A 25,188-nucleotide genomic window follows, 5' to 3' on the forward strand; every position below is an offset into this window, starting at 1 on the left:
AAGTGCAAAATCAATTTTTTAAAAAAAGATTTTTATCATTTTTATTAGCAATTATCATGATTGTTGGATTTTTACCGTTTAAACACATTTCTAATGCTGATGTAAAGGTAAATGAAATTTATCTTGATAGTGCTAAGGGTGATGATAATAGTGACGGTACAAAAGAAAAGCCGGTGAAAACTTTTGCTAAGGCAATTGAAAAGGCAAAAGACGGAGATACGCTTAATGTTATAAGCCTTACTGAAACAAATATAACAGTTAATAAAAAAATAACATTAAAATTTATCTCTGATGTAACTATGCAAGGAACTGGAACTGGGATTGACCTTCCAGAAGGAAGTCATTTAACTGTATCTAATGGAAAAACATTAACAATGACAGGCTATAAAACAGCAATTAATGTTAAAAAAGGAGCAGAGATAAACGACGGAAATTATGTTTTTAAATTTCCTGATAATGGTTTTGCTTTTGAAACAAGCGGAAATATTGTAGGAACAAGCAAAGACAAGCTTAAAATGGACATAACAAATGGATATTTTATGTTTCATAGTAAAGATAATGAATTAAGAAATGCTACTATTAATCAGAGATATGAGGGAGATAAGTGGCAACTTTATGAATGGAACGGTTTTAAAGCTTTTAATTCAGAAATCAATTTATATAGACTACCAGTTTATTTTAAAGGTCCTTTATACCTTGACAACACAAAATTTGTAATAGACGGAACAGGTGTTAACTATCAAACAGGAGCATATTTTGAAAACTCTTGGGAAGTAGGAGTATTTCATTTTACAAATAAATCTATTTTTGAGGTAAAAAACTTTAATACAAATTGGAGAGGCAAAGGCATAACTTTTGGTTATGATAATAAAGTGCTTGTAGATAATGGAGCTAAAATAGTTGTTAAAAATAATAAAAACGGTGGTTTTAATGCAAATCAAGGTATAGCAACCTTTAATGGTGGCTATCTTGAAGGAGAAGGACATAGCGGTTCATTATTTGGCGCACAATATAAAGCAAATACTAAGATAGTTTTTGGAGCAGATTCAGTTGTAAATACACCGATGAAATCTGATTCTGATAATGGACTTGGTCAAAGTGGAACAAACTACATTGTAATAGGGGGTTCACATAAAGTTAAGTACTCTCCTAATTATCAAGGAGGACTTGCTATTCCAGTTAATGGAGAAGAAAATGGTAATGAAAAACTTACTTGGTTTCAATTAAAAGATAAAAGTATAGAAAAGCTTACTCCAATAAATAAAAATGGAAAAACTTATGATTATTCTGTAAAAAATCCATCCGATGATGGCAATAAATATGTCTGGACTCCAGCAGCTAAAGCTACTTTTAAATTAAATAATAATGACGCAAGTTTTAGTGATAAAACTAATGATGATAAAGAATTTAAAACAATAAGAGGTTATAAACTTGATGATGTTGTAGGAAATGTTAATCCTGGTGATCCAACAGACAAAAATGGGGTTAAATTTTTAGGCTGGTACTACAAGACAGATAAAGGCGAAGAAAAAGCATTTGATTGGAATGGAAAACTAACGACTGACACAGAAGTTTACGCAAAATGGGAAAGAAAAACAGCTATTTATCATAACGGAGCTGGTAAAGACTATATATCTTCTGTAAGCAAAGATGCAAAAAATATAGAAGTTTTATCTTTTGATGATATCTTAAAAGAAAAAGATGATTTTAAAGTAGAAGGTAAAAAATTTGTAGGCTGGACAACAGCTTCTGATGGAAGTGGAAAAGTTTATAATGCAAAAGAAAAGATAAACTTTACTGAAGGTCAAAGTCAAATAGATTTATACGCAAAATACACTGATGATGAATATAAAGTTTCTTTTTCAGCAAATGGCGGAACTTTTAGTGCGGGTTCAATCTTTAAAACTAAAACAGATGTCTTTACTATAGAAAAAGATGCAAATGGTGGTGATGTTGCAGTACTTAAGAAAACTGCAAAATACAATGATAAGTTATTTGATTTGTTAAATGCTCTTAACTTTGACCATAACAGTTTAAAACCAGATACAAATGCAACAAAAACTGGCTTTGTTATTTCAAATCTGGAGTATTTTTCAGATAGTGCAGAAGCTGGCGGAAAAGCAATAAGATTTGATGATCATAAATTATTTGGCTTTTTAGATAAGAAAGGTGAAAATCCACAAATAACTGCTGACACAACTTACTATTTAAGTTGGAAAGATGATCCTGCTATTCCTAATGAAAATAAAATTTCTTCACAAGAAACAATTGACTCTGATATTTGGTCAGGCAGTAAACAAACAAGTAAAGATATAAAAATCATTTCTGAAAATAAAGAATTTTCTTTGACAGGAGAAGTAAATGTTTCTTCTATAAAAGATAAAATGAAAGCAATTGAGGGAATGTTTAATAAAGAAGAAAAAGATTTTGATAAAATTTCCCTAACTGGAGCAACATCAACTTTTACTGCTACTTTAACTTTACCTAAAGAAGTAGAAGCTCCTAAAAATTTACAAGTAGAAGCTAAGGGACTTGGAGATTGTTTTGAAGTTAGTGAAACAAAAGTAAATGGGCAAAAAATAACTGTAACATTTAAACTTAAAGACGGAATGACTGATTATAAAAAATTAAAAGAAGCAGTCTTATCTACAGGTGATAAAGATAATACACTTTCAGTAACAGTTAATGGGCTAAAATTAAAAGATTTTGATAAAATAAAAGACGGTCAAAAATTCACGATTAAAGGAGAAGTTAAAGGGGATTTTTCTGCAGTAGCAAAAGATGGCGATACAATTAAAAAATTCGACTTTAAGTGGACTGGCAACCAATCAAAAGAAGGAAAAGATGTTGAATCAAAAGATGATTCTGCTATCCAATATACAATAATGGTATCAAAACCCGTTCAATTAACTCTTGGTGGAGATTTGCTTGTTAAAAAAGGAGAAGAAGCATATAACACAGAACATGACATGGTTTATCCAGTAAACAATGGAGACCTTTTAACATTTGATGGAAAACTTGATGTTTCTTCAATTAAAGGTCAAATACAATCTTTAAAAGATGACTTTGATAAAAACAATAATAATTCTTCAAATGAAATAACAACAAAGAATGTAAAAAGTGAATTTGTAGCAAGTATAGAATTTCCTGAAGGTTTAGAAATACCAAAAGACTTAAAAACTACTTTAACAAATAACAATTTATTTGAAATAAAAAATGGCGATGTCAAAATTGATGGAAATAAAATCATTGTTAAAATGACGCTAAAAAAAGACTACACTAAATTTATCGACTTATATACAGATGTAATAAGTGTAAATGATAAATTAGATTTAGAAATTCCAAATATTAAAGTAAAAGATACAGCTAAAGGCAATTTAACAGTAAAAGGAGAAGTATCAGGTACATTTATAGGTGTTGCAACAAAAAAAGATTTAAATACAAAAGTATTTAATTATAAATGGACTGGAAAACAAACACCAGACGGGAAAGATTTCACTCAGAGTAAAGATGATAATGACTCAATTAATCTTACAGTTAAGCTTCCACAAGAACTTACTTTAGCTGGAGATATTTTAATAGGTGACGATACTGAACATAATGCTTTACATGAAGTTAAACGAGGAGATGTTCTTGAATATACTGGAAGACTTGACGTAAGCAGTATTAAAAACCAAATAAAACTTTTAAAAGATAATTATAAAGGAAATTCTGACACTATAACAACAAAAGATATTAAAAGTGAATTTACAGCTACCCTAGAATTTCCTAAAGGTTTAGAAATACCAGCTGATTTAAAAGCAACATTAACAGAAAATAAACTTTTTGAAGTTAAAGCTGGAGATGTTAAGAGTGATGGAAATAAAATCATTGTAAAAATGACTTTAAAAAATGCAAATTATACTAAATTTACTGACTTATATAATGATGTAATATCTGTCCCAGATACCTTAGATTTAAAAGTGCCCGGAATTAAAGTGAATGATAGTGTAGCTGATAGAAGCAAGTTAACTGTTGTAGGTAAGGTTCATGGTAATTTTAAAGGAAAGGCAACTTTGCAATCTGGTAAAAAAGAAAGTTATAATTATTTTTGGACTGCAGAGCAAACTGAAGATGGAAAAGACTTTTTAATTAAAGATCAAAAAGATAATAAAACAATTCAATATACAGTAATTGTAAAAGAAGAAACAAGACCGGGTGAAAATCCAGGTAAAAAACCGGATGAAAAACCGGATGAAAAACCGGGTGAAAATCCAGGTAAAAAACCGGATGAAAAACCGGATAAAAAGCCGGATGAAAATCCGAAAGATAAACCTTCAGTTAATAAAAAACAAAAACTTGTAAAAACTAATATTTCACAATCTTCAATATTATTAGTTTTGGCAAGTGGAGTTTTAGTATCATTTGTAAAGAAAAAGAAAAAATAATTTTCATATAATTAACAATGTTATATTATTTACTTTTTTATAATTTAAATTTTGGTAAATAATTATAAAATTAAATTTATAAATTTTTTCTTTAAATTAAAAATTATTAAGGATTAACTTGTAGTAAAATATTAGTTAATCCTTTTAATTTTATCTATTTTATATAAAAAATTTTAGTAATATAACAAGTTTGTTTGGTTGTATTGTATATTATTTTATATTAAAATAATATAAGGCAAGTGATATTTTTGAATGAATTAAAAATATTTTTATATATTTTTAGAGACAAAAAATGAGAATATAGATAAAAAATATGAAAAACTAGTAAATAAATTTAAATTAAATAGTAAACTAACTGATTAAGGCAAGCAAAACGGATGGGTTATCCCAATGGTTGTATGTTTAGTATTTTCACTATTAAGGCAAAAGCTATGTTTAAAAAGAGAATTAAATTAAAATAAAAAATAAGCTATGAGGAGACTGTGTAAAATTTTGTGTATAGAAACCTCCTGATTAGGGTAAAGAAAAACTAATCAGGAGGAATTTTTATGCCAAGAAAGAGATCAGAAACAAAATTAAACAAAATTTCTAAGATGTTAATCGAAGAATATCAACCGGAAACAGTTCAAGATCTACAAGATGCTTTAAAAGACCTTTTAGGTGATACAATGGAGCAATTATTAAAAGCAGAATTAGATGAGCATTTAGATTATGAATATGGAGAAAAACCACTATCATTAAATACTAGAAATGGTTCAAGTAAAAAAACAGTTAAATCATCATATGGAAATATAGATTTAAATATTCCTAGAGATAGAGAAGGATCCTTTGAGCCTCAGGCATTAAAAAAATACGAAAAAGACATATCAAACATAGAAAATCAAATAATATCAATGTATGGAAAAGGTATGACAACAAGAGATATATCAAGTCACATAAAAGATATTTATGGTTTTGGGATATCAGAAACAATGGTGTCAAAAATAACAAATAAAATTCTACCAACAATAGAAGAGTGGCAAAATAGACCATTAGAAAAAGTCTATCCTATGGTGTTCTTAGACGCTATACACTATCATGTAAGAGAAAACAACATAGTAGTCAAAAAGGCAGTATACATTGCCCTAGGCTACAATCTAGAAGGCTTTAAAGAAATACTAGGAATGTGGGTAGGAGAAAATGAATCAAGCAAATACTGGCTCTTAGTATTAAATCAACTAAAAGAAAGAGGTCTTGAAGATATCCTAATAGTTTCAACAGATAACCTACCAGGATTTAGCCAGGCTATAGAAGCAGTATACCCAAAAGCAGAAATTCAAAAATGTATAATCCACCAAATAAGAAACTCAACTAAATATGTGTCATACAAAGACATCAAAGAGCTGATGAAAGACCTAAAAGCAGTATACAAAGCACCAACCGAAGACTTAGCATTAACAAATCTAGGAATCTTTGAAGAAAAATGGGGTAAAAAATACCCAATGTGTGTAAGTTCTTGGAAAAACAACTGGACAGAATTATCAACATATTTCAAGTATCCAGAAGGAATAAGAAAGCTAATATACACAACAAACGCCATGGAAAACTTCAATAGGCAACTAAGAAAAGTAACGAAAAATAAAACCATATTTCCAAATGACTATGCCCTACAAAAAAGTCTGTATTTGGCAATGGTAGATGCCTCAAGCAAGTGGACAAGTAGAATTCGTGGTTGGGATCAAATCTTATCGCAATTATCAATATTTTTTGAGGGGAGGTTTTAGATAAGTTAAAAATAGAGTATAAAATTAGCTGCAAATTTTTAAAAAATTTGACAGTTTATTAAAGTTGTGTTAAATTAAGACAAGCTCCATTCCTATAGGAATGGACAAACATTGATACATATAAAAATGTATCAACCCTTACCCTTGTGTCAGGATTTAGGTTGATACACAAAATTATTTACAGACCCGCTATGAGATAAATTTCTCACAGCTTATTTTTTTGATTTTCAGCACTTTATTACTTATTATTAAAGGCAATTATTAAATTATTTTCTTCTTTTCTTAAAAGATACTGCAGATAGTGCTAAAGTAAGAAGTGAAAATAAAGAAGAAGTAGCTTGTACATTTGTTTTTGGCACTTTGTTTTTATTGCCATCTTTATTATTGTTTTTATTGCCATCTTTATTATTGTTTTTATTGTTATTATTGTTATTATTGTTGTTATTGTTGTTGTTATTATTTTTGCTATTTTGAACAACTATTGTAGTTTTTGTAAAACCTTTATTAAACTTAAACTTAAATTCATGAGAACCTTCTTTTAAATTCTTAGAAAAATCTTCATTAAAACTTATAATTGTACTTCCTCTTTTTAAAGTGTAATTTGAAGGAGAAATAAGCTTTCCATCTAGATAAGCTCCTTTAAAATCAACTACATCTGTTGAAATTCTAAAAGAAATTCTCTTTTGTTTTGATTTATCAAAAACTTGATTTTTTCCGTTTAACACTTTAATATCTTTGTTTTCTGTATTTTCTCTTTCTTCTTGTTCTTTTCTTTGTTTTTCTTTTTCTTCTTGTTCTATTTGTGCATTAAGCGCCATGATTTGAGCTTTAACTTTTTGTATTTCTTCTCTTAAAGATGAAATTTCTTTTGTTAAACTTTCCATTTCGCTTTTTGCTAACTTAACTGCTTCCTCTTTAGTATTTATATCTTTTTCTAACTTTTCTTTTTTAGCTTGTAACTCTTTTTGTTCAGCTAAAGAAGAATTAAATCTGTTAGTAAGATCTGAAATTTCTTTTTCTAAATTACCAATCTTTGTATCATTTTCAGTTATATCCTTTGTAGTTTCTTCTTTAGTTTTAACCAAATCTTTCTTTTCTTTTTCAATATTTTGATTATTTTTAATTTCTTCATCTCTTTCGCTTTCAAGTCTTTTTGATTCAAGTAAAGCAGTAGTCTTTTCTTTTTCGGCTTTTGATTTTTCTTGTTCTAAATTAACTTTTTCTTTTTCTAAATTACTTTTTTCTCCATCTAAAGTTGCTCTATTATCTTGTAAAGTTTTTAAAGCCTCACTTAAAGCAGTTTTTTCAGATGATTTTTGTTCTAATTGACTAGTTAATTCCTTTATAGATCTCTCTAAAGTGTTTTTTTGACCTTCTAGTTCCTTTTCTTCATTTTCATATGGTTCGTTTATTTCTTTTAGTTTTTGTTCTTTTTCAGCATTTTTAGTTTTTATAAAGCTTTCAAGTTCTTTGTTTTTTTCTTCTATTTGTCTATCAATATCTTGTGTATTTGATTTATTTTGTCCTTCTTTTTGAGATTTTTCTTCTTCTTTTTGTTGTTTTTCAGCTTTTTTAGATTGTATTTGTTTAGTAAGTGCTTCTATTTCCTTATTTACTGTTACTATTTGTTGTTCTACTTTTTGATACTCTTCTAACTTATCAGCTTTTCCTAACAAACTCTTTTCTTTTTTTTCAAGTTCTTGTTTTTTAGTTTCATTTTGTTTTTTTTGTTGCTCAAGATTATTTATTGTACTTTCTAATTCTTTTATTTGTTCAACGATTTGTTGGATTTCTGTATCTTTTTGTTGTTTTTGTTGTTTTAATTTTTCTATTTCAGAGTTTATTTCTTTTTCTTTAGAATCTATTTCTTTTTCTATATTTTTTACTATTTCTTTAGACTTTTGTTCTATTTCATTTTTTTTATTTTTATGAGCTTCTAATTTATTGTTTATATCTTTTAATTCTTCATCTTTTTTGGCTTTTTCTTGATTTAAAGTTTGTATTTCTTTTTCTTTTTCTTTTATTTCTTTATCTTTTTTACCAATTTCGTCGTTCTTAGCATTTAATTGTTCTTCTTTTTCTTTTATTTCTTTATCTTTTTTACCAATTTCGTCATTTTTTTTATTTATTTCTAAATCTTTTTGTTGTTGTATCTTAAATTGTTTGTCATTTTCCTTATTAAAATTATCGATTTTTGTTTTAGATTCTTTTATTTTTGTTTCTTTTTCTTGTAAGTTTCTATTTGTTTCTTCTAACTTTTTCTTTAATGTATTTTGTTGTTGTTGTAAATTTTCTTTTTCTGACTCTTTCTTTTCTTTATCTGAAGATAAAGCTCCATAGTTTTTTAGTTCGTTATTATATTTACTTTCTATATTTGCTTTTTCTTGTTGCAAAGATTTAAGTTCATTTTGTAAATTAGAAAGTTTATTTTCATTAAGTTTTTTAGTTTTTGCTTCTAAGTCTTTGTTTTTTTGTTCTAAATCTTTTTTTAAATTGTTTAATTGTTCGTTATTTGTAAGTTTTTGTGCATGTACACTTTGTGTTACTAAAACTGCAGCTGTTAGTGATAATCCTATAATTTTTCTAGTTTTCATAAATTACTCTCCTTAATTTTTAATTTTATTTTTTAAATTTTATTTTCATTTTTTCATTAGCGATATTATTTTAACAATAAAATATGAAATATTTATGAAATGAAAAAAATTTTTTAAATCTTGCATAAAAATTAAGGTACTACAGCTGAAAAAGAAGTCTCTGAAATTACCTTTGATAGTCTTTTGGAGTTCTTCTTTACTTTAGATGCTGACTATAGGAAAGATGCTGTGTGGCTTATGAATGGTAAGACGGCACTTTTCCTGCACAAGCTAAAGGATTCCAATGGCAATAAAAATATAGAAAAATCGGCATAACTAGTATTTCTACTAATCATGCCGATAATTTTTTAAGAAATTAAATCCCTAGTTTACAGCCCCTAAGAGATCTTATTTCCTATGGTCAAATTTATTTAATTCTAAATTACTAATGATCCTTAATAATTAGACTTTATCTACGCTATGAGAGGGTTTCTCCTCTTTTTTTGTTAAATTATTTTCTCTTTTTAAGAGCAAATGCGCCAACAGCTGATGCGATTAAACTTAATATAATCGAACCTTGGCTTTCTATTCCCGTTTTTGGAAGTTTTGCCTTTTTTTCTTGTTCTTTTCTTTGTTTTTCCCTTTCTTCTTGTTCTTTTCTTTGTTTTGCCTTTTCTTCTTGTTCTTTTCTTTGTTTTTCCCTTTCTTCTTGTTCTAAACTAGCCAATAGTAATTTTTTCTTTGCAACTTTTTCTCTTAGATTTTTAATTTCTATATCTAACTTTTTGATTTGTTCATCTATCTCTTTTATTCTATCTTCGAGAGCTTTTCTATCTAATTTCACTTGTTCTAGTGATACTGCCATTGGCATAGTACTTTCAAGTCCCGTTTTTCCTTCTAGTTTTGAAAGTTTTTCTTTTAGAATTTTTATAGAAGCTTCAGCATTTTGGTACATTTCTTGTGCTTTTTTGTTTTCTTGATTCAATCTTTCCAAGTCATTTTTGTTACTCTCAATTTTCTTTTTAATAACCTCTTTTTCTAACTCAAGATTTTTTAGAGTTTGAGCTTTGTTTTTCAAAGCCTCTAATTTCATTTCTGTATCTTTTATGCTTTTCTTTATTTGTTCAAGTTTTTCTTCTTCTTCAGATAAATCTGTACTTAATTTATTTACAAGTTCTTGTTGAATATCTCTTTCGTTTTTAGCTTTTTCTACTTTTTGATTTAATTGCTCTTTATTATTATTTATATCTAAAATTTCTTTTTCTAGGCGTTGAATGTCTTTTTCAAGGTTAGCTTTTTCAGTCAATAAATTTTTAAGTTTTTCCAATTTTTCTTGATTTTCTTTTAATTGTTTTTCAAAGTTGTCTTTTTCTCTTTGCCAATTTAAAAGAAGAGTTTCTCCATTTTTAATCTTATTTTCTTCTTCTTCTATTTCTTTTTCCAGTTGCTTAATTTGAGCTACAGCATTCGTTGATGAATTTTGCTTTTTTAATTTTTCTAATTCAGCTTTTTTTGTTTTTACTTTTTCCTTAATTTGTTCCTGCAGTGTTTTTATATTTTCTGTGTTTTTTTTATTTATTTCTAACTTTCTTTCAAGGTCTTTATTTTCATTAGTAAGCTTATCTTTAATTGCATTTATATCGTTTATAGTTTGTTCTATAACTTGCTTTTTGTCCCTTGCTTTAGCTATTTCTTTTTTACACCTTTCTAAATCGGTCTTATCTCTTTCAACAAGAGCATTTTCTTTTACATAATCAGCTTCTTTTTTCTCTAAAACCTTTTTTGCAGACTCAAGTTTTGTCTTTAATTCTGCTACACTTTTTAAACTTTCATTTTCTTTTTGTTTCTCTGTTACTAAAGTTTCTTCAATAGATTTTTTACTTGCCGGATCAAGTTTTTTTATTTCATCTATCATTTGGTCTTTTGCCTTTAGATCTTTTGCTAAAGTTTCTTTTTCTTCATTAGCTTTTTGAAGTTTTTCTTTTAAAGACTCAAGCATTTTTTTGTTTTCTTCTTGTTTACTTTCAAGTTCTTTGATTTTATTTTTTAATTCATCAATTTTCTTAGTTGATTTATTATTTCCCTTGGATAATTTGTCATTTCCCTTGGATAATTTATCAGAAATTTCAGATTTTTCTTCAAGTAATCTTTCTCTTTCATTTATTTTTTCTGATAATTCTTTTTCCATTTTCGCTATTTCTTTTTTTATAATCTCAATTTTATTTTTAATCTCAGCCTTGTAGTCAATTTTTGTAGGATTTAGCTCAACATTTTCTTTAGCCATTGCCAAATCTACTTTTGACAAAAGTATGCTTGTTGATAGTACTGCAATCATTGCGCATTTTTCTATTTTTTGTTTTTTCATAAATTAATCTCATTAATTTTTAATTTTATTTTTTTAATTTTATTTTTATTTTTTATTTGTGATATTATTTTAACAATAAAAAATGAAATGTTTATGAAATGAAAAAAATTTTTTTAATCTTGCTTGGATAATTATCGTAAAAAGTGCTGTTATGTTTTTTCGCAAAAAAAGAGCATCTAAAACTAGATGCTCAAATAAATTTTACTAAAATTTCTTTCTGCTACCAGGTTTTACAAGTTCGATTTTTCCTTCTTTACAAAGTGGACATTCTTCTTTTTCAAAAGCTTGTACATTCAATGCGATTGCGGGAAAAAGTGGATATTCGATATTTGATTTTCCGTTTGTTCTATCTACGATTGATGCGATTCCTACAACATTGGCTCCATGTTCTTTTAATACTTTGATTGTTTCTAGTGAAGATTTTCCAGTTGTAACTACGTCCTCAACCACAAGTACATTTTCTCCCTCGTTGATGAAAAATCCTCTTCTTAATGTCATTACATCATTTTCTCTTTCGGTAAACATGGCTCTAACGCCTAATGCTCTTCCTAATTCGTAAGCAATTACGATTCCACCCATTGCAGGTCCAACTACTGCGTCAACTTTTACTTTCGCATCTTCTATTTTTTTCTTAATTACTTTACAAACTTCTTCTGCTTTTTTTGGATACATCAAAAGTTTTGCACATTGAACATATTTGTCGCTGTGTTTTCCTGATGATAATAAAAAATGTCCTTCTAATAACGCTTCGCTTTCTTTTAATAATTCTAATACTCTTTGTTCCATAATTTTCCTCCTATACTAAAATTAAATAATTCCTCTTATTTCTTGTAAGTTTTTTATGTTTTGTTCTTTACAGAATTTTTCCATTCCCTCAATTATGTCAATGCAAGCTTTCGGGTTGATGAAGTTCGCTGTACCGACTTGCACTGCTGTTGCTCCTGCCATAATAAATTCTATTGCATCTTTCCAATCCATTATACCACCCATTCCAATTACAGGAACATCTACAACTGAGGCAACATCTCTAACCATTCTAAGTGCTATCGGTTTTATGCAAGCACCTGAAAGTCCTGCTGTTACATTGTCGAAAACTGCTTTTCTTTTATAAATATCAATCGCCAATGCATTGAATGTATTTACAAGTGAAAGGCAATCAGCTCCCGCCTGAACGCAAGTTTTTGCCATTTCTTTTATATTTTCGGCGTTTGGAGATAGCTTTACCATAAGGACTTTGTCTGTATTTTCTCTAACTTTTCTAACAATTCCCTCTGCTATATCGCATTTTATTCCAAAAGCCATTCCGCCTGATTTTACATTCGGACAAGAAATGTTCAACTCAATTATTTTTATATTTGTCTTATTGATTAATTCAATAGATTTCAAATAATCTTCCAGCTGTGAGCCTCCAATGTTAGCCAAGATTTGTGTATCATAGCTTTCCATAAAAGGTAAATCTTCTTCAATAAAAGTCGGTACGGACGGATTTTGAAGTCCGATACTGTTCATTATCCCGGCAGGTGTTTCATAAATTCTAATTCCCGTATTTCCGTCTTTTCCTGCAAATGTAAGTCCTTTTGTTGAAATTCCACCGATTCTGTTTAAATCGATATACTCTGCATATTCTCTACCAAAACCAAAAGTTCCTGAGGCTGTGATAACCGGATTTTTAAACTTTACTCCACAAATATCCACTTCTAACATTAAAAATTCACCTCCTTAACTTCAAAAACAGGTCCCTCTTTACAGATTCTTTTCATTCCGTTTTTTGTTTTACAGCTACAAGCCAAACAAGCACCTACTCCACAACCCATTCTACTCTCAAGTGAAACATAAACCGGTATGTCAAGACTTAAGTTTTTAACGGAATTCATCATCGGATTTGGTCCACAACAATAAATTACATCATAATCTTCTTTTATTATTTCTGTTATGAAACCTTTATGTCCAACACTTCCTGTATTTGTTGCGATATATGTATTTTCTGTAAATTCTTTAAATTCTTCAGTAAAATATGTTTCATCTCTAAAACCTGCGTATAAATCAGTTTTAGCATCTAATTTTTTCGCCAAATACAACATCGGTGCAATTCCGATTCCTCCTGCAACAAGTGCAACTTTTTTGCCCTTAAACTCATCAATAGAAAATCCGTTACCTAAAGGTCCTAAAATTTCTATAAAGTCGTGGGCTTTCTTTTCGGACATAATCTTCGTTCCCTTGCCGACAACTGCATAAAGAAAAGTAAGCTTGTCATCTTCCATATCGCAGATGCTTATAGGACGAGGAAGCATGTTCCCGTCCTCAAAGCATTTAACCATATAAAATTGTCCAACTCTAGCTTTAAACTCTCCCTTAACCACCATTTTATAAATATCTGTGGCAATTTTTTCGTTTAAAATTATTTCAACTTTTTCGTATGATTTATTTTCCATAAATATCCTTTCTCATGTTTAAAACAGCCTCTCTAGTGTAGTGAGCAAATCTTTTTTCGCCGTCTTCAAATTTTTGGTAATATTTTATGATACCTCTTGAAGAGTTTACAACTCCACCATTAAAGTCGTTCAAATATGTTCTAATGTCCTCTGCCTTTGCTCCTTGCGCACCATATCCAGGTAACAAGAAGAAAATATTTTTATATCTTTCTCTAATTTTTTTAGCCTCTTGACTATGAGTTGCTCCAACAACATAGCCAAGTGGAGAATATCCACATTCTGAAGTTAAACTATCAGCAAATTTTTTAAGCTCATCTCCAACTTTAAAATAAAGTGGTTCATCTTGATATTCAAGACATTCAATGTCCTTTGCGCCCTCGTTTGAAGTTCTAAGTAAAACGAAAACTCCCTTTTCTCCTGTCTTTAAGTAATCTAAATACGGAGTTATGCTATCCATTCCCATATATGGGTTAAGAGTGATGAAGTCTGCCTCAAACTCTCCTTTAAAATGCGCCCTTGCATATTCCTTTGCAGTACTTGCAATGTCGCTCCTTTTAACATCGCCGATACTTAAAAGTCCTTTTTCTTTAAGATATCTTAAAGTTCTTTGATATGCGATAAGACCCTCAAGTCCGTTTGCCTCATAGTATGCAATTTGTGGCTTGTAGATTGCAACAATATCTGAGGTTGCATCAATTATTTCCTTGTTGTATTCAAAAATTATATCAGAAATTTTTTCATATTTTTGTTTTATATAGTTTGGAATGTAGTCCAAATGACTATCAAGACCAACACAAACAAAACCTTTTTCTTTTACTGCCTCATATAATCTATCTATTATCATTACATTTCTCCTTTATATTTTATTTCTCCGGCTTTTATTGTCATAAGCACTTCGCCGTAAAGTTCCATCTTATCAAATGGTGTATTTTTACTCTTTGATGCAAATTTACTTGCATCAACTACGATTTTTTTATTCTCATCAACTATAACCAAGTCTGCGTCATATCCCTCTTTGATTAAGCCTTTTTTAATTCCCATTAAATTTGCTCCACCGTAGGACATAACTTTTGAAAGCACTCTCATATCGATATTTCTTTCTTTTACAAGCTTTGTATTACAGATTGCAAATGCCGTTTCAAGCCCAACAAGTCCCGGACTTCCGTTTGCCTTATCCTCCATTGTATGTGGTGCATGGTCTGTTGCGATAGCATCAACGGTTCCGTCTAAAATTCCCTCTATCAAAGCATCTACATCAGCCTTTTCTCTTATCGGTGGATTAACTCTGTATGAATTATCCCAAAGTGCAATATGATGAGGAGTTATTTCACAAGTAACACGGACGCCCTCTTTTTTCCCACGTCTTACAGCCTCTAACGAATCAACCGTACTTACATGGCACATGTGTATTCTTCCATCAAGTCTTTTTGCAAGGTAAATATCCCTTAAAGTCATTAAGTCCTCTGCAATTCTGTAATCAACCTTTGAAAGTTCACTTTCGGCGTGAATCATAATCACCTTATCAAACTTTTTCGCCTCCAAAATCGCCCTATACATTGTAGTTTCAGAAAGCACACCTTTACCGTCATCGGATAAAAATTTTGCATTTTCAAATTTTGAATAATCAACTAAATTTTCTCCGTCAAAGTTTTGAGTTACTGCAACTATTTGATTTATATCAACTAAGTCAAGCTCCTTAGCTCTTTTCATTATGTCGTTGTAAGTTTCTAAATCACTGCAAATAGGCTTTGTATTTGCCATTGTGTTTACAGTTGTGTAACCACCTCTTAGTGCAGAAAGTGAGCCCGTCTTTAAATCTTCCTTGTAAGTAAAGCCAGGGTCTCTAAAGTGAACATGTAAATCTACAAAAGCCGGCATAACAACTTTTCCCTTAGCGTCTATAACTTCAAAGCTTTCATCAAAACTTAAATTTTCTCCAATTTCTATAATCTTTCCATTTTCAATTTTAATTTCTCCGAATTTATTTGTATCCTTATCCACTAAAACAGCATTTTTAATTATTTTTTTCACTATGTCCTCCACAAGTATATAAGTTATCACAATAATTACATCTGTAAATTCCCTTTTCTCTATTTACAAGCACAAATTTATTTTGCACATTTTCATGACAAGTTATACAACGTGGGTTTTTACATTTTAAAAAACCTTCAACCTTTTCAGGTAAAATCATTGAAAGTTTTTCTTTAATTTTTTCATTTTCAATTATATTTACAGTTAAAGTTCTGTCGATTAATCCCAAAATCGCAAGGTCAACATCTATTACATTTTCAATTTTTATCATATCTTTTTTTCCATATTTTTTAGAATCTGCATTCATTATAAGTGCCACTGTGTAATCAGCCTTATCCAATTCTAAAAGTTTAAAAATTTCATAACCAAGACCCGGTTTAATATGGTCGATTACAATTCCGTTTGAAATACTATTTATATTTAACATTATTTTACCTCCAATAATTTTAAGATTAGCGCCATTCTGATTATCATCCCAAATTTAACTTGATTGAAATACTTTGCTCTCGGGTCAGTATCAACCTCAGTTGCAATTTCATTTACTCTTGGTAGCGGGTGAAGAATTATCATATCATCTTTTGCATTTTTCATCTTTTGATTATCTAAAATGTAAGTATCTTTAAGTCTTACATAATCAGCCTCATTGAAAAATCTTTCTCTTTGAACTCTTGTCATATACAAAATATCAAGCTTATCCATAACTTCTTCAATAGTTCTAACTTCTATAAACTCAACATTTTTTTCGTTTAGGTACATTTTTATATATTCAGGAATAACAAGCTCAACAGGTGAAATGAAGATGAATTTATTTCCCTTGAACTTTGAAAGAGTCTTTACAAGAGAGTGAACAGTTCTACCAAATTTCAAATCCCCACAAAGACCGATAGTCATATTTTCCAAAGTTTTCTTAGTTTGAGAGATTGTAAGTAAATCTGTAAGAGTTTGAGTTGGGTGTTGATGACCGCCGTCCCCCGCGTTGATGAAAGGAACAGGAGTTACTTCCTTTGCAAGTTCAGCAGAACCCTCGTGCGGATGACGCATAGCAATTATGTCTGAATAAGACCCAACAGTTCTTATAGTATCTTGCAGACTTTCTCCCTTAGTTGCTGATGAAACCTTTGGGTCAGGAACTGTTATACAACTTCCACCAAGTCTAAGCATAGCAGCCTCAAAACTAAGTCTTGTTCTAGTTGACGGTTCAAAGAATAGAGATGCTAAAACTTTACCTCTACATTTTTCAGAAAATTTTTCAGGATTGTTAAAAATTTCTGCCCCTAACTTCATAAGCTCAAGTAACTCTTCACATGAAAAATCTTCACTACTAACCAAATTTCTAAATTCTTTCATACATTTCCTCCTATTAAATTTATTTAATCATATTTTGTCATACATAAAAAAAGGAAATAACAAAAGTTATTTCCTAAAATTAAAATTATTAAAGACAAATATTGAATTAAAAGAAAAGCCGGTAATCCAACTTTTAAAAAATGAATTTCCGGCTAATATATTAAAATTATTAAAATGAGAAAATTTAAAACCAAAAACAGAAAAGTCGGTTAAGTAAGTCTTATTGATATTAGTAACCAATTTTTTAACTGTATTTGACATAAATTTTACCTCCGTTCAATTTTCTTTGACTATTATACACCAACGAAGTTGTTTTGTCAATACATTTTTGACAGTTTTTCAAAAAATAATCTGAAAAAAATTATTCCCAACATTCTATATTTAAGTAATCAAACACTTACATTCGATTGTAATCAAATCAATTTAAAGCAATGAAAAGTCCTCCATTTTCCAAATTTCTGTTGCTATGTCTGTGTAAAAGTCTTTTTCGTGTGAGATTAGGAAAATTCCTCCTTTATATTCTCTTAAAGCTCTTTTTAGTTCCTCTTTTGATTCAGGGTCAAGGTGGTTTGTAGGCTCGTCAAGCATTAATATATTTGTCTTTTCATTTAATATTTTACAAAGTCTTACCTTTGCCTGTTCTCCACCACTTAGTACCCTCATTTGTGATTCAATATGAACAGTTGTCAACGAACATTTTGCAAGGGCGGCACGAATTCTAAATTGCTCCCAGCTTGGAAATTTTTCCCACATTTCATCGATTGGAGTCTTGTTGTTATCATAATTTTCCTCTTGTTTAAAATATCCGATAGATAAATTTTGTCCGAAATGAACAGAGCCTGAAATGGCTTTAATATTACCTAAAATTGTATTTATAAGAGTTGTTTTTCCAAGTCCGTTTGCGCCGACAATTGCAATTCTGTCGCCTCTTTCCATACGAAGATTTAACGGTTTACTTATCGCCTTATCATATCCGATTACCAAGTCCTCTGTTTCAAAAATCAGCCTACTCGTTGACGGAGCAGTTTCAAAATAAAATTCAGGCTTTGGTTTTTCTCTAACAAGTTCAATTTTTTCCATTTTATCAAGTTTCTTTTGTCTTGACATCGCCATATTTCTTGTAGCAACTCTCGCCTTATTACGTTGAACAAAGTCCTCAAGCTCTTGAATTTCCTGTTGTTGCTTTTTATATGCAGACTCCAATTGTCTTTGTTTTAACTCTTTTAATCTTAAAAATTCGTCATAATCCCCAACATATCTATTTACTTCACAATTTTCAACATGGTATATTAAATTTATTACTGAGTTTAAAAATGAAATATCGTGAGAAATCAAAATAAAGGCATTTTCATAGTTTTGTAAATATCTTCTAAGCCAATTTATATGTTCTTCATCTAAATAGTTTGTAGGTTCGTCAAGAAGCAAAATATCAGGCTTTTCTAAAAGCAATTTTGCAAGTAGAATTTTGGAACGCTGTCCACCTGAAAGGTCTGATGCAAGTCTTTCAAGCCAGTCTTTAAGTCCCATATTATGAGCAATTTCATCAACTTTTGAATCAATCATATAAAAGTCATTTGTTTCAAGAAGTTCTTGAAGCTCGGAAGCCTCAAGCATTATATCGTCAAGCTCTTTACCGGTTAATTCGCCCATCTTCATATAAATATCATTAAGCTCACTTTCAACTTCAAAAAGATATGAAAAAGCAGATTTTAAAACATCACGAACAGTCATTTCAGAAGAAATTACAGAATGTTGGTCAAGATAACCGATTCTAACACGCTTTGCCCATTCGATAGTTCCTTCCTCAGCCTCAAGTTTTCCCGTAACAAGATTTAAAAAGGTACTCTTTCCCTCTCCATTCGGACCGACAAAACCGATATGTTCACCTTTTAATAATCTGAAATTTACATCTTTAAGTATTTGACGCCCACCAAAACTGTGGCTTAAATTCTTTACAGTTAAGATACTCATTTTTTTCTCCTTTGTATGTTATAGCTCTACATATTTTACCATATTTTTTGTATTTAGTAAAAATTTTAAGGACTGATTTAAAAGAAAGTATATTCCAACAAAAAAAGCCGTCATTTCTGACGGCAATTTTTTAAATTAAAGTCTTTTAAGCATCTGATCTTGAAAATCCGTTTTTCATTTCACAACTTGCTGTGAAAAGTGTTTTATCAAGTAAATCATTTGTTTGGTCTTTTACAAAGTCTGTTATTTCATCATTTGCTTTTTCTAAAAATTCGTGAACATTCTTTATCTTTGATTTTTTCTTTAAAAATTCTTTATCATATTTATTTAAAATTGTACGACATTTTGATTGAACTGCATTTTGATATCTTTCAATATGAGATGCAGTTGATGGGAAATGCGCATCACAAATTACTCCGATAATACGATTTATCCAATAGAAATTATCTGTTGTTGGAGTAAGTGTTGTATTTTCTAAATATTCAGGTGTTTTTGTAATATTTGCATAATACGGAACGATTGCGTTAAATACATTTGATCCAAAAGATAGCCACTCAATACTTCTGATTTCTTCAGGCATGTATGGTCTTATTTGAACTAAAGCCAAAACATCATTACGATTTATACCTATAGGTCTAAATTTTCCTTTTTGTGATAAGTCTCCACTCTTTAGATATGGGTCGTAAGGAGTTCCTTGATAGTGATTAGACATAATATATTTAACATCTTCTATTGTAATCTTCTTTTCAGGAATCATACACCAAGGAAGATTATCACTATCCGGTCTAAAACGAGGATTTGCTCCACTCCAATCGAAAGTATTCGGATTAAAATATCTAAGCATTACCCAAGCACGAGGTGTATTGTAAGTATGATCCGCATCGGAATGGCTTCCAAAAGCAACTCTCGGATTGAAAGGATCTTTATAGTCTTTATCTTCATCATAGTCAAGACCTTCTTCAAAATCATCAAGAATTTTTTCAAGAGACATTTCAGGAGATAAGTCAAGGAAATTTTCTTCAATAAATTCTATCAAGTCTGATGAACACATAAAGTCATTCTTTTCTCCATAAGCATCTTCAAAATCAAAATGATCAAGTCCGAATTGGTTCGGCATTACAACATAAACATCGTCAGGAACTCTTCTTGCTATCCAATGATGACCGCCTATTGTTTCAAACCACCAAATAGAATCAACATCTTGAAAAGCAATTCCGTTACTTTCATAAGTTCCGTATTTTTCTATTAGAGCGCCAAGTCTTTCAACGCCTTCTTTAGCACTATTTATATATGGTAGAGTAATTACAACAAAGTCTTCTTCCCCTATTCCACCTTTTTTTATAATACCCGGTTCAAATTCTATTAGAGGATCCGCTCCTAAAACCCTTTCATTAGTAGTAATAGTTTCTGTTGCAGTCATTGAAACATTTTTTTCATTAACGCCACAAGCTCCCCAAACTCCACGCCATTTTTTTACATTTGGAAGACAAGTATAACGCATAGGGTTTTTAGGTAATTCAATTTCACAATCTGTACGAACAGATTTGTAATGAATTGGTTGATCTTTAGGTTCAACAACAATAAATTTTTTTGATTTAAACATTCCTGCTGAAGAATCTTCAATACGAGCAACTAAAGTTGACCCATCATAACTTGCTTTTTTTCCGATAAGAATTGTAGTACACATAACAAACCTCCTTAAAATTATGTTAATAATAATTATTAACCATACTTATATTATAACTCAAATTTACAAAAAAGTAAAAATATTTTTGTTGTTTCACAAAAAAAAACAATTAACGGTTTCTCCATTAATTGTCTTTCATAATATAAAACTATTTATTTTTTAATAATCTATTAACTTCTTTTTGAACTTCTCCATAGTTGTAACCTGCATTTTCAAGTTTTGCACGTCTTAGTTCTCCGTTGCCCCAGTTTCCCTGTATGACCTCTTTTGCTATGTCATTTATAGCTTTTTCGTTTATGAAAGCTCTGTAATCAACCCAGCCTTTAAGCTCCTTAACATAGTAATAACTTCCCCATTTTCTAGTAAGTGTAACTTCTTCATTTTGGTGTTTTTCAGTCGTTCCAATCATACTTTTATCTTCACAAAACCAGGGCAGACTATCTATCGAATAGACTCCTTTTACCTTGCTTTTTACATTCAAAATCTCCATATATTCCTCTCCTTGTTGTTCCTTTAATCTATACACATAAAAATGTGGTTTTCCTGCATTTATCCACAATCTATCGTGGTTATCCACAGAAATTCCATTTGCAGAATAATTACAGTGGATAATTCTATTTTCATCAATAAAAATTCCCGTATGACCAAAACTTCCACTACTATTTCCCTTTCTTCCCCAAACAAAAATATCACCTCTTTTAGCATTCCAAGGAACATTGTCCGTAATTTTTTCAAAACCGTTTTGCAAAAGCCAAGAATGTTCACGCTCCGTATCTATCGTCCAGCCGTTACTTTTTGCTCCACCACTTCTAAGAGCATAGTAAATCGAAGATGAACAGTCGTAACTGTAAAGTCCGTTTCTGTTTTGCATAGAGTACGAAATCTTGCCTTTTCTATTTTCAAACCATTGTATCGTCTTTTCTATATCTATCATAAAATCTCCTATTTAAGTTTAACCACCAATTCATTTATTGCCTTTGTCAACTCATCAATCTTCTTTTCAAACCTGAGTAACAAAAATACAGATAAAACTACCGGAAAACCAACATTTGAGATATTTGAAATTATATTTTCCATATTAACCCCTTTCGTTTATAGTAAAAAAAGACCAAAAGGTCTTTTTTACTAAAGCACTGTAACTTCTTCGTGGCTTGTTGAAATTATATCTGCCTTTTTAATTCCAATAACTTTTAAGTCGTCTTTTGCTAAAACAGACTTAAAATCAAAAGCCTTTATAATATCAGAAGCCTCATCAGCTGAAATATTTTTAATATTTGAAATTGAAAAATTTGCATTTTTTCCGTCCTCTAAAGTTAGAGTTAAGCTCAATGTCTTTCTCATATCCTACCTCCTAAGCTAAATTTGTTTCTACAACTTTGATTGTTGCAGTTTTTGTTCCATCGATGAATTTTTCAACAAATTCACCTAATTTTTTTAAATTCTCATCAGAACATTCACTTTGAACATCTTTTACTGTTATGTTTCTTTTTTTAGAATTAGCAAGGTTGAAACTAACCTTTAAATACTTTTTAGCCATATCTTTTCTCCTTTTTTTATTTTGTTGTAAGCCTTACACTTATATAATAAAATTTAGAATAAAAAAGGGGGGATAAATAAAAAAATATTATTCCTTTAACTTGTTTGGTTAGTATAAATATGTTAAAATAAATATGAATTTACGATTCTTGTGTAAAAGAATATTTATTTCATCATATTTACCCCTTTAAATTTATCAAAAAGGAAATATGTTCAAATAGTTGATAATAAGAGATTTGGAGGCAATATGAACAAAGGACTACTTGGAATTTTTTCCTACATAATTTTATTTATTTATACGATTTTTACAACCTTTAATTTATATATGATATTACAAAAAAAAGATACAGAAAGAAGTTTTTTCAACGTTTTTCTAATGCCATTATTGGCATTATTTTATTTTTTAGCATTTAAAAACCACAGTATTTTTATATATTTGGCAATTTTTTCTTTTTGGCTTGGAGATATATTCTTCACAAAAAAAATCAAAAAAAATATAATCTTAGGTTTTAATTTATTTTTTATCGGAATAATTTTTTACATAGTAAAACTCGCTACTCTAATAAAAATTTCAAACCTAAACTACTTGATGACATTGTTTATTATCATCTTGTACTCTGGACTTGTATTTTTTGAATTTGCAATTTCCTATGAATATGCTAAAAAATACTTTAAAAGAGATATAATATTTTTATACATTTTTGCAGGTTTAAACTCAATACTATGTATATTTACAATTTTAACAGCAATTTCTGCTTATCAAAACGGAATATGGTATTTGATTTTAGGAAGTAATTTATTTTTACTTTCAAACTCAGCTTTTTCCTACTCGATATTTATAAAAAACAATAGATTTTTTAATATATGTGCTACATTAATTTACTCAATCTCACAATTACTAATAATTATAGGATTTGGAATATTTTTAATTTAAACGACTAGATAGTCGTTTTTTTGTGGCTAAGTTATTCTTGCAATTTAACACTCAATTTTTTTTAAAAATTTTTGTGCTTTATAGTTTTTTAATCGAAATGTCGCAATATATAATTACAAGTAAATTTCAACAAAAATTTTTTTCGTTGTGTTTTTAGTTTTTTTATGTTAAAATAAATATGAATTTACAATTCTTGTGTAAAAGAATATTTATTTCATCATATTTACCTCTTTAAATTTATTAAAATGGAAATATGATAAAATAATTACTGAAATTATTTGTTGGGGGTATTTATATTGGAAGAAAAAAATTTCGGAAAATTTAAAAAGGACATTGGTTTGGAAAACTTCCTTTGTCTTGGTTTATTTCTAACATTTTTCATTTTGATCGGTAGAAAAATGGGTGGAATAAATATGGTTAAAACTATGATGAATACAGGTTTTGACCTACTTATTAATGTATGTCTTTATTTAATGGCGATTGCCGTATTGGCTGGAGCAATTTCAGGTTTGTTTTCTGAATTTGGAGTTATAGCTCTTGTCAATAAACTTCTGTCAAAAATTATGAAACCTATTTATGATTTACCAGGTGCATCATCTCTTGGTATGTTAAATTGCTACCTTTCAGATAACCCGGCTATCTTAACATTAGCTCATGATGATAACTTTAGACGTTATTTCAAAAAATACCAAATGCCTGCTCTTACAAATCTTGGAACTGCTTTTGGTATGGGACTTATCACTACAACTACAATGATGGGAATGAATGTTAAAGGTGCTGTTACAAGTGCATTAATCGGAAATTTAGGAGCCATTGTTGGTAGTATCGTTTCTGTTAGACTTATGATTCATTCTTGTAAAAAAATGTATGGAACAACTGAGTTTGTAGAAGTAAATAGCAAAGTTGAAATTCCTGAAAATTCAAGAATCGTAAGAGAAGGAAGTGTCGGCTCAAGGTTTATCCAATCTATCCTTGACGGAGGAAAAGTTGGTGTTGATATGGGAGTTTCAATCATTCCGGGTGTTGTAATAATCTGTACTTTAGTTATTATCCTAACAAAAGGACCTGGGGCAAACGGTATTTATACCGGAGCAGCTAATGAAGGCGTCGAAGTTCTTCCTTGGATAGGAAAAAAATTGTCCTTCATTTTAACTCCATTATTCGGTTTCAGTTCACCGGAGGCCATTGCCGTTCCTATAACTGCACTTGGCTCAACAGGTGCTGCAATCGGAACCGTTACAAAAATGGCAGAAGTTGGAAAAGTTAGTGGAAACGACATTGCAGTATTCACAGCAATCTGTATGTGTTGGAGCGGATATATCTCAACACATATCGCAATGATGGACGCTCTTGGAACAAAAGAAGCAACAGGAAAAGCATTAATCAGTCATACAATCGGCGGACTTGTTGCAGGTGTTGCCGCACATATTCTATATATGTTGTTCAATTTATTCTAAATAAATAAAAAATTTTGGTAGCATTTCAAATGCTACCTTTTTTATGCCTTAATTTATATTTAATAAAATTATCCTTTATTTTTATATTTACTAATTAAACATTTATTAAATTCAATAAATAATTAATTATAAATGCCAATACTTTAAAATAATACTATTTCCACATTAATAGTCTTGTAATCTATGAGTCGTTTTAAAGTGATTGTTATACTAAAAAACTCATCTTTCGATGAGTCTTTTAAATCAATTTATTTTGTTTTGCAATTTTTTTAATTTTTTCCAAATCGCTTTTGTCGTATTCTTGGCGTAAATCTCTTATCGCTTTGAAATTTACCATTACTGTATTTTCCCTTTTTTCAATCGAAAAAGTTCTAATCTTTTCCCATTTATATAGCTTTGCGATTAATTGCCATGGGTGAACAAGTCCTTTTTCAGTTATTCCTGCACTCATTATGCTTGTGAAGAACGCAAGCCACCAAGACATTATAACGACATAGCTACTCAAGTCGTTTCTAAATTTGTAACCTAAAGAGAGCATTACAACCAAAACGATTAAAAGGGTAAAGAATGTAAATTTTGTAAATTTCGCCTTTACTACACAAGTTAGTCTTCTATATATATTGAAAACACACAAAAGCAAAGGTAATAAAATTATCGGTAACATA

21 protein-coding genes and 1 pseudogene are annotated in these 25,188 nt (G+C 29.6%); 5 read left to right on the forward strand and 17 right to left on the reverse strand.

The genetic code is table 11. The features are described from left to right. Nucleotides 1-2: 2 nt before the first annotated feature. Entirely contained in the window at nucleotides 3-4,427 is a 4,425-nt protein-coding gene (locus ACKTSI_RS06865; RefSeq protein WP_407862777.1) for an InlB B-repeat-containing protein, read from the forward strand. 548 nt (nucleotides 4,428-4,975) lie between these two features. Beyond that, nucleotides 4,976-6,190 (forward strand): IS256 family transposase, encoded by a 1,215-nt coding sequence (locus ACKTSI_RS06870; protein WP_407862556.1) that lies wholly within the window; start codon nucleotides 4,976-4,978, stop codon nucleotides 6,188-6,190. 266 nt (nucleotides 6,191-6,456) lie between these two features. Here the strand turns inward: ACKTSI_RS06870 and ACKTSI_RS06875 are convergent, their stop codons facing one another. Beyond that, nucleotides 6,457-8,784, reverse strand: coding sequence for a hypothetical protein (locus ACKTSI_RS06875; protein ID WP_407862778.1), 2,328 nt, complete (start codon nucleotides 8,782-8,784; stop codon nucleotides 6,457-6,459). A gap of 156 nt (nucleotides 8,785-8,940) precedes the next feature. Between ACKTSI_RS06875 and ACKTSI_RS06880 the strand changes: the two are divergent. Beyond that, nucleotides 8,941-9,099, forward strand: a pseudogene (locus tag ACKTSI_RS06880) (phage major capsid protein); the annotation flags it as partial. A gap of 175 nt (nucleotides 9,100-9,274) precedes the next feature. Here the strand turns inward: ACKTSI_RS06880 and ACKTSI_RS06885 are convergent. From ACKTSI_RS06885 to ACKTSI_RS06955, 15 genes are all read right to left on the reverse strand, one after another. Then, entirely contained in the window at nucleotides 9,275-11,128 is a 1,854-nt protein-coding gene (locus tag ACKTSI_RS06885) for an LPXTG cell wall anchor domain-containing protein (protein WP_407862779.1), read from the reverse strand. A 204-nt stretch (nucleotides 11,129-11,332) separates the two neighbouring features. Further along, entirely contained in the window at nucleotides 11,333-11,914 is a 582-nt protein-coding gene (gene pyrE / locus ACKTSI_RS06890; protein ID WP_407862780.1) for an orotate phosphoribosyltransferase, read from the reverse strand. Between the two features lie 21 nt (nucleotides 11,915-11,935). Next, entirely contained in the window at nucleotides 11,936-12,832 is an 897-nt protein-coding gene (locus ACKTSI_RS06895; protein WP_288981036.1) for a dihydroorotate dehydrogenase, read from the reverse strand. Then, nucleotides 12,832-13,560, reverse strand: a complete 729-nt coding sequence (locus ACKTSI_RS06900) for a dihydroorotate dehydrogenase electron transfer subunit (protein WP_407862781.1) — start codon at nucleotides 13,558-13,560, stop codon at nucleotides 12,832-12,834. The genes ACKTSI_RS06895 and ACKTSI_RS06900 overlap by 1 nt, the downstream gene beginning before the upstream one ends. Further along, the gene (pyrF, locus tag ACKTSI_RS06905) at nucleotides 13,550-14,404 is read right to left on the reverse strand and encodes an orotidine-5'-phosphate decarboxylase (RefSeq protein ID WP_407862782.1); all 855 of its coding nucleotides are present in this window, start codon (nucleotides 14,402-14,404) and stop codon (nucleotides 13,550-13,552) included. Before pyrF ends, ACKTSI_RS06900 begins: the two co-directional genes overlap by 11 nt. Further along, on the reverse strand, nucleotides 14,404-15,591 hold the full coding sequence (locus tag ACKTSI_RS06910; RefSeq protein WP_288981045.1) for a dihydroorotase: 1,188 nt from the start codon (nucleotides 15,589-15,591) through the stop codon (nucleotides 14,404-14,406). Before ACKTSI_RS06910 ends, pyrF begins: the two co-directional genes overlap by 1 nt. Then, the gene (locus tag ACKTSI_RS06915) at nucleotides 15,575-16,018 is read right to left on the reverse strand and encodes an aspartate carbamoyltransferase regulatory subunit (RefSeq protein ID WP_068473426.1); all 444 of its coding nucleotides are present in this window, start codon (nucleotides 16,016-16,018) and stop codon (nucleotides 15,575-15,577) included. Before ACKTSI_RS06915 ends, ACKTSI_RS06910 begins: the two co-directional genes overlap by 17 nt. Beyond that, nucleotides 16,018-16,938, reverse strand: coding sequence for an aspartate carbamoyltransferase (gene pyrB / locus ACKTSI_RS06920; protein ID WP_407862783.1), 921 nt, complete (start codon nucleotides 16,936-16,938; stop codon nucleotides 16,018-16,020). The genes ACKTSI_RS06915 and pyrB overlap by 1 nt, the downstream gene beginning before the upstream one ends. A gap of 66 nt (nucleotides 16,939-17,004) precedes the next feature. Further along, complete coding sequence (locus tag ACKTSI_RS06925) at nucleotides 17,005-17,199, reverse strand: hypothetical protein (protein ID WP_068473420.1); 195 nt, start codon at nucleotides 17,197-17,199, stop codon at nucleotides 17,005-17,007. Between the two features lie 162 nt (nucleotides 17,200-17,361). Continuing rightward, a complete protein-coding gene (locus ACKTSI_RS06930) occupies nucleotides 17,362-18,909 on the reverse strand; it encodes an ABC-F family ATP-binding cassette domain-containing protein (protein WP_407862784.1) in 1,548 nt (515 codons plus the stop codon). Nucleotides 18,910-19,054: 145 nt separating this feature from the next. After that, nucleotides 19,055-20,596, reverse strand: a complete 1,542-nt coding sequence (locus ACKTSI_RS06935) for a C69 family dipeptidase (RefSeq protein ID WP_407862785.1) — start codon at nucleotides 20,594-20,596, stop codon at nucleotides 19,055-19,057. A gap of 148 nt (nucleotides 20,597-20,744) precedes the next feature. Then, nucleotides 20,745-21,530: a peptidoglycan amidohydrolase family protein gene (locus tag ACKTSI_RS06940; protein WP_407862786.1), complete on the reverse strand. Its 786-nt coding sequence runs from the start codon at nucleotides 21,528-21,530 to the stop codon at nucleotides 20,745-20,747. A gap of 8 nt (nucleotides 21,531-21,538) precedes the next feature. Further along, nucleotides 21,539-21,673, reverse strand: coding sequence for a YvrJ family protein (locus tag ACKTSI_RS06945; protein WP_082713903.1), 135 nt, complete (start codon nucleotides 21,671-21,673; stop codon nucleotides 21,539-21,541). A gap of 48 nt (nucleotides 21,674-21,721) precedes the next feature. Further along, the gene (locus tag ACKTSI_RS06950; RefSeq protein ID WP_407862787.1) at nucleotides 21,722-21,937 is read right to left on the reverse strand and encodes a hypothetical protein; all 216 of its coding nucleotides are present in this window, start codon (nucleotides 21,935-21,937) and stop codon (nucleotides 21,722-21,724) included. Nucleotides 21,938-21,947: 10 nt separating this feature from the next. Further along, a complete protein-coding gene (locus ACKTSI_RS06955; protein ID WP_407862788.1) occupies nucleotides 21,948-22,133 on the reverse strand; it encodes a hypothetical protein in 186 nt (61 codons plus the stop codon). Between the two features lie 246 nt (nucleotides 22,134-22,379). Between ACKTSI_RS06955 and ACKTSI_RS06960 the strand changes: the two genes are divergently transcribed. Beyond that, nucleotides 22,380-23,066 (forward strand): lysoplasmalogenase family protein, encoded by a 687-nt coding sequence (locus ACKTSI_RS06960; RefSeq protein WP_407862789.1) that lies wholly within the window; start codon nucleotides 22,380-22,382, stop codon nucleotides 23,064-23,066. Nucleotides 23,067-23,362: 296 nt separating this feature from the next. Continuing rightward, complete coding sequence (locus ACKTSI_RS06965) at nucleotides 23,363-24,523, forward strand: hypothetical protein (RefSeq protein WP_407862790.1); 1,161 nt, start codon at nucleotides 23,363-23,365, stop codon at nucleotides 24,521-24,523. A gap of 238 nt (nucleotides 24,524-24,761) precedes the next feature. Here ACKTSI_RS06965 and ACKTSI_RS06970 read toward each other — a convergent pair whose 3' ends face one another. Next, nucleotides 24,762-25,187 (reverse strand): hypothetical protein, encoded by a 426-nt coding sequence (locus ACKTSI_RS06970; protein ID WP_407862791.1) that lies wholly within the window; start codon nucleotides 25,185-25,187, stop codon nucleotides 24,762-24,764. Nucleotide 25,188 lies beyond the last annotated feature (1 nt).

It is taken from the genome of Parvimonas parva, from assembly GCF_045866535.1.
Taxonomy (GTDB): domain Bacteria; phylum Bacillota; class Clostridia; order Tissierellales; family Peptoniphilaceae; genus Parvimonas; species Parvimonas parva.

Coding starts and splice junctions, on each gene's coding strand:
- ACKTSI_RS06870 (WP_407862556.1), top strand. CDS start 4,976: ATGCCAAGAAAGAGATCAGAAACAAAATTAAACAAAATTTCTAAGATG.
- ACKTSI_RS06875 (WP_407862778.1), bottom strand. CDS start 8,784: ATGAAAACTAGAAAAATTATAGGATTATCACTAACAGCTGCAGTTTTA.
- ACKTSI_RS06885 (WP_407862779.1), bottom strand. CDS start 11,128: ATGAAAAAACAAAAAATAGAAAAATGCGCAATGATTGCAGTACTATCA.
- pyrE (WP_407862780.1), bottom strand. CDS start 11,914: ATGGAACAAAGAGTATTAGAATTATTAAAAGAAAGCGAAGCGTTATTA.
- ACKTSI_RS06895 (WP_288981036.1), bottom strand. CDS start 12,832: ATGTTAGAAGTGGATATTTGTGGAGTAAAGTTTAAAAATCCGGTTATC.
- ACKTSI_RS06900 (WP_407862781.1), bottom strand. CDS start 13,560: ATGGAAAATAAATCATACGAAAAAGTTGAAATAATTTTAAACGAAAAA.
- pyrF (WP_407862782.1), bottom strand. CDS start 14,404: ATGATAATAGATAGATTATATGAGGCAGTAAAAGAAAAAGGTTTTGTT.
- ACKTSI_RS06915 (WP_068473426.1), bottom strand. CDS start 16,018: ATGTTAAATATAAATAGTATTTCAAACGGAATTGTAATCGACCATATT.
- pyrB (WP_407862783.1), bottom strand. CDS start 16,938: ATGAAAGAATTTAGAAATTTGGTTAGTAGTGAAGATTTTTCATGTGAA.
- ACKTSI_RS06925 (WP_068473420.1), bottom strand. CDS start 17,199: ATGTCAAATACAGTTAAAAAATTGGTTACTAATATCAATAAGACTTAC.
- ACKTSI_RS06930 (WP_407862784.1), bottom strand. CDS start 18,909: ATGAGTATCTTAACTGTAAAGAATTTAAGCCACAGTTTTGGTGGGCGT.
- ACKTSI_RS06935 (WP_407862785.1), bottom strand. CDS start 20,596: ATGTGTACTACAATTCTTATCGGAAAAAAAGCAAGTTATGATGGGTCA.
- ACKTSI_RS06940 (WP_407862786.1), bottom strand. CDS start 21,530: ATGATAGATATAGAAAAGACGATACAATGGTTTGAAAATAGAAAAGGC.
- ACKTSI_RS06945 (WP_082713903.1), bottom strand. CDS start 21,673: ATGGAAAATATAATTTCAAATATCTCAAATGTTGGTTTTCCGGTAGTT.
- ACKTSI_RS06950 (WP_407862787.1), bottom strand. CDS start 21,937: ATGAGAAAGACATTGAGCTTAACTCTAACTTTAGAGGACGGAAAAAAT.
- ACKTSI_RS06955 (WP_407862788.1), bottom strand. CDS start 22,133: ATGGCTAAAAAGTATTTAAAGGTTAGTTTCAACCTTGCTAATTCTAAA.
- ACKTSI_RS06960 (WP_407862789.1), top strand. CDS start 22,380: ATGAACAAAGGACTACTTGGAATTTTTTCCTACATAATTTTATTTATT.
- ACKTSI_RS06970 (WP_407862791.1), bottom strand. CDS start 25,187: ATGTTACCGATAATTTTATTACCTTTGCTTTTGTGTGTTTTCAATATA.